The 13,331-nt window shown below is 74.3% G+C and carries 12 protein-coding genes; 5 read left to right on the top strand and 7 right to left on the bottom strand.

Annotated elements, in window-relative coordinates:
* The first annotated feature begins 26 nt into the window (after positions 1 to 26).
* Complete coding sequence (locus ACGH2B_RS27430; RefSeq protein WP_399095404.1) at positions 27 to 650, top strand: TetR/AcrR family transcriptional regulator; 624 nt, start codon at positions 27 to 29, stop codon at positions 648 to 650.
* An 85-nt stretch (positions 651 to 735) separates the two neighbouring features.
* Here the strand turns inward: ACGH2B_RS27430 and ACGH2B_RS27435 are convergent, their stop codons facing one another.
* From ACGH2B_RS27435 to ACGH2B_RS27460, 6 genes are all read right to left on the bottom strand, one after another.
* Positions 736 to 1,959 (bottom strand): FAD-dependent oxidoreductase, encoded by a 1,224-nt coding sequence (locus ACGH2B_RS27435; RefSeq protein ID WP_399095407.1) that lies wholly within the window; start codon positions 1,957 to 1,959, stop codon positions 736 to 738.
* A 174-nt stretch (positions 1,960 to 2,133) separates the two neighbouring features.
* Positions 2,134 to 3,153, bottom strand: a complete 1,020-nt coding sequence (locus tag ACGH2B_RS27440; protein WP_399095410.1) for a hemolysin family protein — start codon at positions 3,151 to 3,153, stop codon at positions 2,134 to 2,136.
* Positions 3,150 to 4,493, bottom strand: a complete 1,344-nt coding sequence (locus ACGH2B_RS27445) for a hemolysin family protein (protein ID WP_399095413.1) — start codon at positions 4,491 to 4,493, stop codon at positions 3,150 to 3,152. The genes ACGH2B_RS27440 and ACGH2B_RS27445 overlap by 4 nt, the downstream gene beginning before the upstream one ends.
* Before the next feature lie 295 nt (positions 4,494 to 4,788).
* Entirely contained in the window at positions 4,789 to 6,069 is a 1,281-nt protein-coding gene (locus tag ACGH2B_RS27450; RefSeq protein WP_399095415.1) for an acyltransferase family protein, read from the bottom strand.
* Positions 6,070 to 6,288: 219 nt separating this feature from the next.
* On the bottom strand, positions 6,289 to 6,723 hold the full coding sequence (locus ACGH2B_RS27455; RefSeq protein ID WP_399095418.1) for a GNAT family N-acetyltransferase: 435 nt from the start codon (positions 6,721 to 6,723) through the stop codon (positions 6,289 to 6,291).
* Positions 6,724 to 6,917: 194 nt separating this feature from the next.
* The gene (locus ACGH2B_RS27460; RefSeq protein ID WP_399095421.1) at positions 6,918 to 7,814 is read right to left on the bottom strand and encodes a TIGR03621 family F420-dependent LLM class oxidoreductase; all 897 of its coding nucleotides are present in this window, start codon (positions 7,812 to 7,814) and stop codon (positions 6,918 to 6,920) included.
* 422 nt (positions 7,815 to 8,236) lie between these two features.
* Here ACGH2B_RS27460 and ACGH2B_RS27465 point away from each other — a divergent pair, with 422 nt between their 5' ends.
* The 3 genes from ACGH2B_RS27465 to ACGH2B_RS27475 all read left to right on the top strand — a co-directional run bounded on the left by ACGH2B_RS27465 (position 8,237) and on the right by ACGH2B_RS27475 (position 11,332).
* Complete coding sequence (locus ACGH2B_RS27465; RefSeq protein ID WP_399095424.1) at positions 8,237 to 8,755, top strand: hypothetical protein; 519 nt, start codon at positions 8,237 to 8,239, stop codon at positions 8,753 to 8,755.
* A 337-nt stretch (positions 8,756 to 9,092) separates the two neighbouring features.
* Entirely contained in the window at positions 9,093 to 9,938 is an 846-nt protein-coding gene (locus ACGH2B_RS27470) for a DUF4097 family beta strand repeat-containing protein (RefSeq protein ID WP_399095427.1), read from the top strand.
* A 167-nt stretch (positions 9,939 to 10,105) separates the two neighbouring features.
* The gene (locus ACGH2B_RS27475; protein WP_399095430.1) at positions 10,106 to 11,332 is read left to right on the top strand and encodes a cytochrome P450; all 1,227 of its coding nucleotides are present in this window, start codon (positions 10,106 to 10,108) and stop codon (positions 11,330 to 11,332) included.
* A 157-nt stretch (positions 11,333 to 11,489) separates the two neighbouring features.
* On the opposite strand, the gene ACGH2B_RS27480 is transcribed toward ACGH2B_RS27475, so the two are convergent.
* On the bottom strand, positions 11,490 to 12,128 hold the full coding sequence (locus ACGH2B_RS27480; RefSeq protein WP_399095433.1) for a GntR family transcriptional regulator: 639 nt from the start codon (positions 12,126 to 12,128) through the stop codon (positions 11,490 to 11,492).
* Positions 12,129 to 12,305: 177 nt separating this feature from the next.
* Between ACGH2B_RS27480 and ACGH2B_RS27485 the strand changes: the two genes are divergently transcribed.
* On the top strand, positions 12,306 to 13,307 hold the full coding sequence (locus ACGH2B_RS27485; protein WP_399095436.1) for a multidrug resistance efflux transporter family protein: 1,002 nt from the start codon (positions 12,306 to 12,308) through the stop codon (positions 13,305 to 13,307).
* The last annotated feature ends 24 nt before the right edge of the window (positions 13,308 to 13,331 follow it).

Raw genomic sequence — 13,331 nt, forward strand, 5'->3', positions numbered from 1 at the left:
GACGAACGAACAGGGGTGGGTCCGCGATGACGCCTCGCCGCGGTGCGGACGGCGCCACACCGACCTTCACGGAGAGCGCCCGCAAGCAGCAACTGATCGACTGCACCATCGAGCTGATCGCCACCCGCGGCTACCCGGCGACCTCGCTCGCCGCCATCGCCGAGCGCGCGGGCCTGTCGAAGGCGGCGGTCCTCTACCACTTCTCCTCCAAGGACAACCTCACCCGCGCCACACTCACGCAGGTGCTGGAGGCGTTCGCCGCGTACGTCACCGCGCAGGTGGCGAAGGAGAGCGATCCGCGGGAGGCGGTGCTCGCCTACGTCCGCGCGATGATCGGCTACCAGCGGGCGCACCGCAGCCAGGTCCGGGTGATCACCGAGATGCTGCTCGACGACGCGGGCGGCACCCGGCTCAAGACCCCCGGCTCGCACGACACCCACGGCCGCTGGCAGTTCCTGGCCGCGCTGCTCGCCGCGGGGCAGGACGCCGGGCGGCTGCGCCGGTGCGACACCAGGACCGTCGCGCTCGCCATCGGCGGCGCCATCGACGGCGTCATCGCGCACTGGCTGGCCCATCCCGAACTGGATCTGGACGAGGCCACCGCCGAACTGGAGGCGTTCACGCGGTACGCGATCGAGCCGCGGGACTGAGCGTGCGGCGTCAGCCGGTGCCGGACGCGCCGGGGCGGGTCCGGGGCGCGGCCGGACCCCCGTACCGCCCGCGCCCCGGACCGGTTCAGGCCCGCCGGGCGAACGGCGGGGCGTGTTCCGGGCGGATCCCGATCGCGCCCAGGTAGCCGGTGACCGTCCGCAGCGGCGGCACCCGGCGCAGCAGCCGCAGCATCGGCGGCAGCCGGCGCGGGTCGAGGGTGCCGTCGAGGGCGGCGGCGATCAGCCCGTGCTCGGTGTGCTGCGCCTTCTGCGCGACGGCCAGCGGCAGCCGGCGGCGCCGCTGGACGCGCGCCAGATCGCGGACGGTGACGGTGCCCGCGCGCAGCGGTCCGGCGAGGATCCGGGCGGCGGCGACGGCGTCCTGGAGCGCGATGTTGACGCCGACGCCGCCCACCGGGGACATGGTGTGCGCCGCGTCCCCGATGCAGAGCAGCCCGGGCCGGTACCAGCGGCGCAGCCGCCCGAAGGTGACCTCGAGGAGTTTGACGTCGTCCCAGGAGCCGATGGCGGCGGTCACCCGCGCGTCCCAGTTGAAGAGGGTGCCGAGCCGGTCGCGCAGCCACTGGATGTCGTGGCCGCGCAGCTCCGCGTCGCGGCCCTTGCCGATCAGGTACGAGGTCTGGAAGTAGTCGCCGCGGTCCATGGTGACGGCCGCCTGCCCGCCGCCGAAGCGGGCGAAGACCCGCCCGGACTTCAGGGTGTCGGCCGGGGCGTCGACCCGTACCTGCCAGACGTCCATCGGTACGTCGAACAGTTCCTGGCGCAGTCCGGCGGCGGCCGCCACGACCGAGCCGCGGCCGTCGCAGGCGACGGTGAGGTCCGCGGTGAGCGTGCCGGCGCGGCCGTCGGCGTCGCGGAGGCGGACGCCCCGCACCCGGCCGCCCTCGGTCAGCAGCCCGGTGACCTCGGTACGCATCCGCAGGTCGAAGGCGGGCTCGGCGGACGCGGCACGGGCGAGCAGGGCGAGGAAGTCCCACTGCGGCACCATCGCGATGTACGGGTGCCGTCCGGGCAGGCGCCGCATGTCGGCCATCACGACGGTGGTGTCACCGATCCGGGTCCGCATCTCGGTCAGCCGGGGGAACGGGATCGCGGCGAACTCCGCGCCGAGCCCCAGTTCGTCGAGGAGGCGCAGGGTCGAGGGGTGGACGGTGTCGCCGCGGAAGTCGCGCAGGAAGTCGCCGTGCTTCTCCAGAACGGTGACCTGAAGCCCGGCCCGGGCCAGCAGCAGGCCGAGCATCATCCCGGCGGGTCCGCCGCCCACGACGCAGCAGGTGGTGCGTGCCATTTCCGTTCCCCCAGGTGTCCGGCCGCCGCCGTAGACTCACGGCGGAGTGACCGGCCGGCGTGCACGGCGCACGGCGTCTGACCGATCGGTCAGTAAACTAACCGATCGGTCAGGCAAGGGGAACCGGGGGTGCCGGCCGGGCCGTACGGAGCGGCGGCCCGGGCCCGGACGGGCTCAGGCCGGCGGCTGCTGGAGCACCAGTTCGCGCAGGACGTCCTCCATGGTCACCAGCCCGGCCAGCGTGCCGCCCTCACCGATCACCGCGGCCAGATGCGTCCGGGAGCCGCGCATCGCGGTCAGGACGTCGTCCAGCGGGGTCGCCGCCCGGACCTGGGCGATCGGCCGCATCGCCGACACCGGGAACGGCACCTCCCGCGGCATCGCGTCCAAAGCGTCCTTGACGTGCAGATATCCCACGATCCGATGGGTGCCGTCGACGACCGGGAAGCGCGAGAACCCGGACGCGGCGGCCAGCCGCTCCAGGCCCTCCGGGGTGATCCCCAGGCCCGCCGAGACGACCTTCTCCACCGGCAGCACCACATCGTGCACCGGCCGCCGGCCCAGCTCCAGAGCGTCCCGCAGCCGTTCCTTGGCGCGGTCGTCCAGCAGCCCCGCCGCCCGTGAATCGTCGACCATCCGGGCCAGTTGATCGTCCGAGAACGTCGCCGTGACCTCGTCCTTGGCCTCCACCCGCAGCAGCCGGAGCGCGCCGTTGGCCAGCTTGTTGATCGCGAAGATCACCGGGCGCAGCGCCCGGGTCAGCGCCACCAGCGGCGGCCCCAGCAGCAGCGCGGTGCGCACCGGCTCGGCCAGCGCCACGTTCTTCGGCACCATCTCGCCGAAGAGCATGTGCAGATAGGTCGCCAGCGCCAGCGCGATCACGAACGAGACCGGGTGGACCAGCGCGTCCGGTACGGACACGGCGTGGAAGACCGGCTCCAGCAGATGGGCGATGGCCGGTTCGGCGACCGCGCCCAGCACCAGCGTGCACAGGGTGATCCCCAACTGGGCGGTGGCCAGTAGCGCCGAGACGTGCTGGAGACCCCACAGCACCCGGTGCGCCCGCCGGTCGCCCTGCTCGGCGTGGGGTTCGATCTGGCTGCGGCGGACCGAGATCAGGGAGAACTCGGCGCCGACGAAGAACGCGTTGACGACGAGGGTGAGCAGTCCGACGAAGATCTGCAGCGCGGTCATCGGGCGGCCTCCTGCCCCGGGCCACCGGGCGGTTCGGCGGCCGGGGCGCGCAGCAGGACCCGCGCGGCGCGGCGCCCGGACGCGTCGAGCACGTCCATCGTCCAGCCCGCCACCTCCAGCGTGTCGCCCTCGGCCGGGATGCGGCCCAGACCCGCGGCGATCACCCCGGCCAGCGTCTCGTACGGGCCCTCGGGCAGCCGCAGTCCGATGCGGGCGAGCTGGTCGGTGCGGGCGGCGCCGTCGGCGTGGTAGAGGGCGTGGCCCTCGGCGTCGCTGCCCGCCGGGGCGAGGTCGGGGGTCTCCATCGGGTCGTGCTCGTCGCGGACCTCGCCGACCACCTCCTCGACGATGTCCTCCAGCGTGACGACGCCCGCGGTGCCGCCGTACTCGTCGATCACCACGGCCATGGTGCGCTTGCCGGAGAGCCGGTCGAGGAGCTGGTCGACCGGGAGCGTCGCCGGGACCAGCAGCGGTTCGCGGAGCATCCCGGCGACCGGGCGGCGGGCGCGCAGCCCGTCCGGGACGGCCAGGACGTCCTTGATGTGGGCGACGCCGACGACGCTGTCCAGGCTGCCGCGGTAGACGGGGAAGCGGGACAGCCCGGTCGCCCGCGTCGCGTTGGCGACGTCCTCGGCGTTGGCCTGGACGTCGAGGGCGGTGACCTGGACGCGGGGCGTCATGACGTTCTCGGCGGTGAGGTCGGGGAGGTTGAGGGTGCGGACGAACAGCTCGGCGGTGTCCGGCTCCAGCGCGCCCTCCTTGGCGGAGTGCCGGGCCAGCGCCACCAGCTCCTGCGGCCCCCGGGCGGAGGCCAGCTCCTCGGCGGGCTCCAGTCCCATCCGGCGCACGGCGTGGTTGGCGGTGGTGTTGAGATGGGCGATGAGCGGGGAGAACGCGGCGCTGAACGCCCGCTGCACCCCGGCGACCCGCTTCGCGACGGGCAGCGGGCTGGAGATCGCCCAGTTCTTGGGCACCAGCTCGCCGACGACCATCAGGACGACGGTGGAGAGCGCCGTGCCGAGGACCAGCGCGACGGACTCGGCGGCGCCGCGCGACAGCCCGATCGCGTCGAGCGGCCCGGCGAGCAGGGTGGCCAGCGCGGGCTTGGAGAGCATGCCGATGACCAGGCCGGTCACGGTGATGCCGAGCTGAGCGCCGGAGAGCTGGAAGGTCAGGCGGCGGACCGCCTTGAGCGCACTGCCCGCACCGCGTTCGCCGCGCTCCACGGCGCGTTCGAGATCGCTGCGCTCGACGGTGGTCAACGAGAACTCGGCCGCGACGAAGACGCCGCAGGCCAGCGTCAGCAGGAGCGCCAGGGCCAGGAGGAGCAGCTCGGTCATCGGGTCACCTCCGTCCCATGATCGAACAGGATCCGGAGGTTCGCGCTCTGTCGGGAGCGGGCTCGGCAACTGGGAGGCTCGCCCATGGCTGGACGCTCACACACCTTTCGCAGGAGAGCCGTACGGAGCGCCGGGTGCGCCGCGTACGGGGGAAGAGACCCCACCATGGTAAAGGATCGGCAAAAGCCGGGACGGTGGGCGCGGTGTGATGCTGCTGGTCATATGGCAGGGGCCGCCTCCGCGGAGACGGCCCCTCGTCGCGCTCCGGCGCCTTTCCGCGCCGGTCCCGCTCGTGTCAGACGCCGCTGGGCACCGCCCGCGGAGCCGCCTCCGCGCCGCCCGCCGCCCGACGCGGGGGCGCGCCGCCCTCCCGGCCGTTCTTCGGGCCGTTCTTCGGGGTGGCGGCCGTGCGGTCGGCCGCGTTCATCCCCTGGGCGAGATGGCGCCGCAGCAGGCGCCCTCCGGGCCGGTCGACGAGGCGGTACAGGGCGTAGGAGAGCAGCAGGGCGAAGGCGAGGCCCGCCGCCACCGACGGCAGGAGGCCCAGTCCGGGTGCCACCTGGAGCAGCCCCTTCGCCACCGGCACGCCGATGCTCTGGTGCACCAGGTAGAACGGGTAGGTGAGCGCGCCCGCCGTGACGAGGGCGCGCCACCGTATCCGGGCGAGCGGGCCGAACGCCGCGAGCGCCAGGACGACGAGGAAGAAGGTCAGCAGCGCGGCGCACGCGGCCCAGGAGAGCGCGCCGCCCGCGGCGGGCTTCACGGTGTGCCCGGCGACCCGCGCGTGCAGCACCGTCAACTCGTAGCACCACGCGAACCCGGCGAGCAGCCACAGCACGAGGTTCTGCCCGAAGCGGTACATCAGGTACAGCGCGATCCCGGTGACGAACAGGCCCGCGTACTGGCTCAGCACCACCGCGTCGAGCGCTTCGGAGTGCAGTTCGCGGGCCAGCAGTGCCAGGGTCAGCCAGGCGCCGCAGAAGGCGATCATGCGGCGGTAGGTGATCCCGATGAAGAGCATCAGCGCCATCAGCAGGTAGAAACGCGCCTCCACCCACAGCGTCCAGGCGACGCCGTCTATGAGCGTCAGCCCCATCGGTCCCGGAGCCATCGTCAGATTCCCCAGTACCGTCCGGAGGTCGATCGGTGTCGCCGCGTCCAGATGCGCGACCCGCGCGGTCAGCACCAGCGCGACGACGAGCAGCACCGCGCACCAGTACGTGGGGAACAGCCGGGAGACGCGGGAGACGACGAACTGCGCGGGCGTGCGGCCCCAGCAGCTCATGCAGATCACGAACCCGCTGATCATGAAGAAGAACTCCACGCCCAGCCAGCCGTACCGGCTCAGCTCGTGCAGCACCGGAACGCTCTCCCGCAGGTTGTACGCGCCCCAGAAGTGCGGAGTGGTCGTCCCCAGGAAGTGGTACGCGGCCACCGCGGCGGCGGCCAGCAGCCGCAGTCCGTCGATCGCGGCCAGTCGCGGCCCGCCGGGCGGGGGCAGGGCGGCGCCGTCCGTCCGGTTCGCCGCGGGCGCGCGCCCCTTCCGGGCGGGAAGTAGCGAAGTGCCCCTGAGCACGGTGGTCCTCCAGAACGAGTCGAACGCCCCGCCGGGTGACGGGTGGCCGACTATATAACGTGTGTATACGCGCGATGTATATAGGGCGGGGCGGGGGAGCGGAGGAGGTCAACTTGCCCCTGGGGGCGGTGATTCAGGGGGAAAATGAACGGATTCTCCCGAGGGTCCGGACGGTCCGGCGGGAAGTGCCCCGGGTGCTGCGGCGCACCGCGAGGCGGCTCACCCCTCGGCGGGCAGCGGCTTCACCCAGCGCCGCCAGTGGTCCTCGCGGTGGTAGCCCGCCGCGGCCCAGGTGTGGTGCGCCGGTTCGTTGGCCTCCAGGACCATCGCGTCGATCCGGCGACCGCCCAACGCCCGGAACCGTGCCTGCGCCGCCGCCATGAGCGCGGTGGCCACCCCCTGCCGGCGATGCCCGGGATGGACCGCCAACCGGTAGGCGGAGCACCGCCATCCGTCGAATCCGGCGATGACGGTTCCCACCAGCTCCCCGTCCCGCTCGGCCAGCAGCAGGGATTCGGGATCGCGGGTCAGCAGCCGGGTCATGCCGTCGTGGTCGTCGCTGATGCTGGTGCCCTCCGCCGCCGTACGCCAGAAGCCGAGTACGGCGTCGATATCGGCGAGGCGGGCGTGGCGGATGCGCGGTTGATCACTCATGCCCCCATCCCATCAACGGTCCCCGCGCGGCGTCGAACCCCTTTCCACGATGCGGGCGGCGGCGCTGCCGCACGGCACCGCCGGCCGCACCGTACGGGACCGCGGGGCCCCGGCCGGCGGCGGTCCGGAGCCCGGCGCATCCGGTCGGCGGCGACCCGCTTCCCCCGGACGCGCCGGGCCCCGCGCCCCGGCCGTCAGCCGCGCCGTACCTCCTCCATCACCGGTGCGAACTCCTCCATGACCGGGTCCAGCACGGTGATGTACGAGAAACCGAACCGCTCGCGGCGCTCGCGGAGTTGCTCCGCCATCTCGGCGGGCGTCCCGATGAGCAGCGTCGGCGCGTCCAGGAGCTGCTCCGCGTCGAGCCCCAGGCCCTCCGCCGCCAACTCCCGAGCCGCGGCCCGGCGGTCACCGGTCACCACCACCCGCTGGATGAGGATGTTCCGCTCGGCCGGGGCGGTGCGACCGGCGGCCTCCTCGTACGTGGCGTAGCGGGCCACCGACGCCGCGACCTCCTCGGCGGACAGCAACTCCAGCGTGCCCTCGGGGCGTCCGGGGGCCTGCCGGGCGCCGGAGAACGCGGTGGTCCGCGCGTGCCGGGCGGCCAGCCGCAGCATCCGCGGGCCGTTGCCGCCGATCAGCAGCGGCGGGCCCGGCCGCTGCGCCGGACGCGGGGCGAACTCCGGGTCGCCCAGCAGCCGCTCCAACTCCTCGACGGTGCGCGTCAGATGGTCGACACGCTCGCCGGGGGAGCCCCAGGGCAGCCCCGCCGTCTCGTGCTCGGCGCGGACGTAGCCGGTGCCCAGCCCCAGCTCCAGCCGCCCGCCGGTGAGGGTGTCGGTGGTCGCCACCTCGCGGGCGAGCAGTGCGGGGTTGGTGAAACCGGCGTTGAGGACGAAGGTGCCGACCCGCGGGCGGCTGGTCACCTCCGCCGCGATGACCAGCGCCGGGAACGGCGCCGGGTGGCCGAGGTGGTCCGGGACGAGCAGGACGTCGTAGCCCAGCTCCTCGGCCCGCCGGCACCTCTGCCGCCAGGTCGTACCGGTGTCGATGGAGAGGATGTTGAGTCCGAAGCGGAACGGTCGGGACATGGGAACCCCCTGAGTGACGGGCACCCGAAGCCCGGCACCCGTGGGCGTGTTCGATGACGTCCGAACACGTCCATGCAATCAGATGGGTCTGACAGCCGGGGCGCCGCGCGGGCGCGCGGGCGCGCCTTCGGATCACCGGCGGGGCGCCCGGGCTGGGGAGTGAGCGGGTAGCGGGTGGGGAGCCCGCTCTTGACCGGCGCGGCGGATGGCGCCATGTGGCACCACGTGATGCCACGTGATGCCATGCGGTGCCACATGGGGTTGGTCCGGGGCTCGACAGGCACCCGGGATTCCGTCCCGGCGCCACCGATCGACTCGAAATCCCTGTGTTTTGGCAGGTCAGAGCAGGTCTGATGCCCTCCTTGCGGATCTGGCACCCCTCGGGCTTGCAGATGGTGCCACTCTGGTGCCATCATGGCGTCATGGATCTCACCCCGTATGTCGAAACCCTCCGCCGTGATCTCGCGGTGGCCGCCGAAGCCGGTGGGGAGGGCGCCCGTGAGGTGGCGGAGCGGCTGACGGCTCCGCTGGAGTCGGCGGCCCGGCTGGCCATGCTGCAGGTGCTCTCCGCCGCGATGGACGAGATCACCCGCGAACTGGCGCCCGGCTCGGTCGATGTGCGGCTGCGGGGGCTGGATCCCGACTTCGTGGTGACGCCGCCGCCCGCCGCCGAGGTGGCGGAGAGCGCCGCCGCACCCGCCGCGCCGGCCCCGGCGCCGCCGCCCGCCGAGGGGGAGGAGGGCGGGACGGCCCGGGTGAACCTGCGTCTTCCCGCGCACCTCAAAGCGCGCGCCGAGGAGGCCGCCGGCCGCGAGGGCCTGTCGGTCAACGCCTGGCTGGTGCGGGCGGTCTCCGCCGCGGTCGACGGCGGCACCCGCCCGGCCGCCGCCCCCCAACGGACCCACACCGTCGGCCAGAGCTTCACGGGCTGGGTGCGCTAGGAGCGCCTCCCGGCCTTCGCGGGTCAGGCCGTGGCGCCCGGCGCCGCATGCCGCCGCGTGGCCGCGCCGCCCACGGGGGCCCCGCCCGCGGACGCCCGGTCCGCGGCAGGCGCCTCGCCGCGCGGTGCGCGCCACCGGACGCCACGGCCTGACCCGCGAAGACCGGCAAGACCCCCTCCGGGGCGCGCCGTCCGCCCGTCCGGCAAAAGCCCGGCGGCAGGCGCCGCGCCGCCCGCCCCGCGCCATCTGTACCGCCCCGGCGCCCCATGCGCCGGAATCCACCACACACCGTCCCACCTGCGGGGACGGCCCACCGACTCATGAGGACGGTAGCGTCATGCCTTCTTTCGCCACACCCGAGCCGATCACCGTCACCGCCCATGTCGACGCCGGTTCCATCCGGTTCCTGGCGGGCGATCGCCAGGACACGGCCGTCGAGGTCCGGCCCCGCGAGGCGGGGCGGGAGCGCGACGTCCGCACCGCCGAACAGACCGAGGTCGGATACGCGGGCGGGGTCCTGACGGTCCGGACGCCCAAGCCGCGCTCCCTCTTCGGGCGGACCGGCACCGTCGATGTGACGGTGGAACTGCCCGCGGGCTCGCGCGTCGAACTGACCGGTGCCTGGACCCAGGTGCTGGGCGAAGGGCGGCTCGGCGAGGTCCGGGTGAAGACCTCGTCCGGCGACGTCCGCCTCGACGAGACCGGCCCGCTCCGGCTGACCGCCGCCCACGGCTCGGTCACCGTCGGCCGGGTCGAGGGCGCGGCCGAGATCGGCACCAGCTCCGGCAGCCTGCGCGTCTCCACCCTCGACGGCCCCGCCGTCCTGAAGAACGCGCACGGCACCACCGCCGTCGGCACCGTCACCGGCGAACTGCGGGTCAGCGGCGCCCACGGCGACATCGACATCGCCCGCGCCGAGGACTCGGTCACCGCCACCACCGCCCACGGCGCGCTGCGGCTGGCCGACGCCGTCCGCGGCACCGTGCGCCTGGAGACCTCCTCCGGCTCCATCGAGATCGGCATCCGCAACGGCACCGCGGCCTGGATCGACGCCGCCTCCAGCTCGGGGCAGGTGCGCAACGCCCTCACCCCCTCCGAGACCCCGCGGAAGACCGAGGACACCGTCGAGGTCCACGCCCGCACCCACCACGGCAACATCGACGTACTCCGCGCCCGCTCCTGACCGCCGGGCCGATCCGCCCAACCCGCCTCCATCGCCAGCCACTTCACCTCTCGCACGGGGAGAGGGCACACCCCCGCCCCGCCCTCTTCCTTGTCATGCCCATATCCAAACCATCGATCGGGGTGCGGCCGCGCCCACCGGCCGCGCCCCGCACGGAAGGACATCCCATGCGCCACACCGAACCCGTCCCGCACGGCCTCCCCATGGAGCGCGACGCCGGCCCCTTCGACCCGCCCCGCCGCATCAGCCGGCTGCGCGAGGCCCGCCCCGTCAGCCCGCTGCTCTTCCCCGACGGCCACGAGGGATGGCTCATCACCGGCCACGACGAGGCCCGCCGGGTCCTGGCCGACGCCCGCTTCAGCTCCCGCCAGGACCTCGGCGTCCTCCACGTCCCGTACGAGATCCCGGGCATGCCCGTCCCGACCGAACCGTCGCCGCAGGTGCCGGGCCTGTTCATCGCCATGGACCCGCCGGACCACACCCGGCTGCGGCGCAAGCTCACCGGCGCTTTCACCGTCAAGCGGATGAAGAGCCTCGAAGCGCACATCGCCGACATCGTCGAACGCCAACTGGACGCCCTCGCACGCCTTGCCCCGCCGGTCGACCTGGTCCAGGAGTTCGCGCTGCCCGTCCCCTCACTGGTCATCTGCGAACTGCTCGGCGTCCCCTACGAGGACCGCGCCGCCTTCCAGGCCGACTCCGCCCGCTTCATGGTCAAGGAGCAGCCGCTCGACGAGAAGGTGGCCGCGTACACCGCGCTCACCTCCTACCTCGCCGCACTGGTCACCCGTAAGCGCGCCGAACCCGGCGACGATCTCCTCTCCGACCTGGCCCGCCACGACGACCTCACCGCCGAGGAACTGACCGGGATCGCCTTCCTGCTGCTGCTCGCGGGGCACGAGACCACCGCCAACATGCTCGCCCTGGGCACCTTCGCGCTCCTGGAGAACCCCGCACAACTGGCCGCGCTGCGCGCCGGTCCGGAGCTGATGCCCGGCGCCGTCGAGGAGCTGCTGCGCCACCTGACCGTCGCCGACATCTTCTACCGCTACGCCACCGAGGACATCGAACTCGGCGGCGAGACCGTCCCCGAGGGCTCCACCGTCGTCATCTCCCTGCTCGCCGCCAACCGCGACCCCCGCCGCTTCGACGGTCCCGACGCCCTGGACGTCCACCGCAACGCCCGCGGCCACCTCGCCTTCGGCCACGGCGTCCACCAGTGCCTCGGCCAGCAACTGGCCCGTATCGAGATGCGCGCCGGCCTCACCGGACTGCTCCGCCGCTTCCCGGACCTCACCCTCGCCGTCCCCGCCGACGAGGTCCCCCTGCGGACCGATATGAACATCTACGGCGTCCACGCCCTGCCGGTCACCTGGACGGAGACGGCCCGGTAGGCGCGGCGGGGGCCCGGCGGGCGTACGTGCCGCGGGCGGGTGCGGTGCGCCGTGGCCGACCGGCCCGGTAGCCATCGGACCGCGCCGGGTACCGCACCACAGGGACCGGCGGCGGCCCGGCGCACACCCGCCCGGCCCGCCGGGGCTCGGCCGCCGCTCAGTCGGCCGTGTCCAGACCGCCCCAGATCTCCCCGGACAACTCCACCGCGGTATCCGTCGCGCCCGCCGCGCAGGCGTCGATCAGCGCGTCGTGGCGGGCGGCCGAGGCGCGGGCCGCCGCCCCCGAGAACCGGCGCCGCTCCCGGCGCCGCAGCAGCGGGGTGTACCGGCGGATCGTCTCGGCGAGCGCCGCGTTGCCGCACACCTCGACGGGGACGGCGTGCAGCGCGTCGTCCGCGGCCAGCGCCGCCGAGGCGTCCTCGGCGTCCAGCGCCCGGACGAAGTCCGCGTTGGCCGCCCGCATCCGCGCCAGATCGCCGCCGGTCAGCCGCGGCACCGCCTCCCGGACGGCCAGCGCGTGCATCGCCCGCACCACCGCCAGCGCGTCCCGGGTCTCCCGCTCGTCGACGGGCGCGACCCGCGTGTAGCTCTGCGGCTTCGACACCACCAGCCGCTCCCCGGTCAGCCGCGCGAGGGCCTGGCGGACCGGCGCGCGGGACAGCCCGAGGCGGGCGGCCAGCTCGGCGTCGTTGAGTTTCTGCCCGGGAGGCAGCTCACCGGAGACGATCGCCTCCAGCAGCGCGTCGTACGCCTCGTCGCGCAGCAGCCTTCTCGGGACCGGTTCCAGTGCGGTCACCCGGCGATCCTAAGCGCCCGCCCCGGCGCCCACCGGACGGAGGCGGGGGCGGGGAACGGGGCCCGCACCGGGTGCCGTACGGTGACCGGACCTCACTGACATTTCAGATGTCAGTCGGCCGGTGCGGACGGTACGCCGCGACGGCCCGGCCCTCACGGAGAAACGGGAGAGACGACAGTGCGGATACGCCCCGGCCGCCGGACACCGGCCCTCGCCACGCCCATGGCCCTCGGCGTCCTCGCCGCCGCCGGATTCGCCATGAGCTTCGTGCTCAACCGCGGCATGAGCCTGTCCGGCGGCTCCTGGCTGTGGACCGCGAGCCTGCGCTACCTCTTCATGGTGGTGCCGATGACCCTCCTGGTCGCGGTGCGCGGCGGCCTGCCCGACGTGCTGCGCAGCCTGCGCACCCGCCCCGCCCGCTGGCTGGTGTGGTCGACCGTCGGCTTCGGCCTCTTCTACGCGCCGCTGGCCTGGGCCTCCGAGGCGGGCGCGGGCTGGCTGGTCGCCTCCACCTGGCAGTTGGTCATCGTCGCGGGCATCGCCATCGGCGCACTGGGCGGCGCCCGCGTCCCGCTCCGTACCGTCCTGGTCTCCGCGCTGATCGTCCTCGGCGTCGTCCTGACCCAGTTGGAACACGCCGGCGGTACGGGCGCGTCCACCGCGCTCACCGTGGTGGCGCCCGTCCTGATCGCGGCGGTCGCCTACCCGCTCGGCAATCGCATGCTGCTCGGCACCGACGGGCTCGACGGCGTCCAGCGCACCCTGGCGATGACGCTGGGCTCGCTGCCGCTGTGGCTGGTGCTGGCGGCCGTCGCGGGCGCCACCGCGGGGCCCCCGTCCGGCGGGCAACTGCTCCGGAGCGTGATCGTCGCGCTGGCCTCCGGGGTCCTCGCCACCACCCTCTTCTTCCGCGCGACCGACCTCGTCCGCCACCACCCCGCGGCGCTCGGCGCGGTCGAGGCGACGCAGGCGGCCGAGGTGCCGTTCACCCTGCTCGGCGAGGCGCTGCTGCTCGGCGTCGCGGCGCCCGCGGCCACCGGCTGGCTCGGGCTCGCGCTGATCCTCGCCGGGCTGTGCGTGCACGCCCTCGGCCACGGGCCCGCGGACGGGGGCGCGCCGCCCGCCGCGGAAGCGGTCTCCCCGCCGGTCCCGGTCACCCCGGACGGCCGCGGCGCCTGAGCCGCGCCGGGGCGTGCGCCGCGA

It is taken from the genome of Streptomyces sp. BBFR2, from assembly GCF_044497305.1.
Taxonomy (GTDB): Bacteria; Actinomycetota; Actinomycetes; order Streptomycetales; family Streptomycetaceae; genus Streptomyces.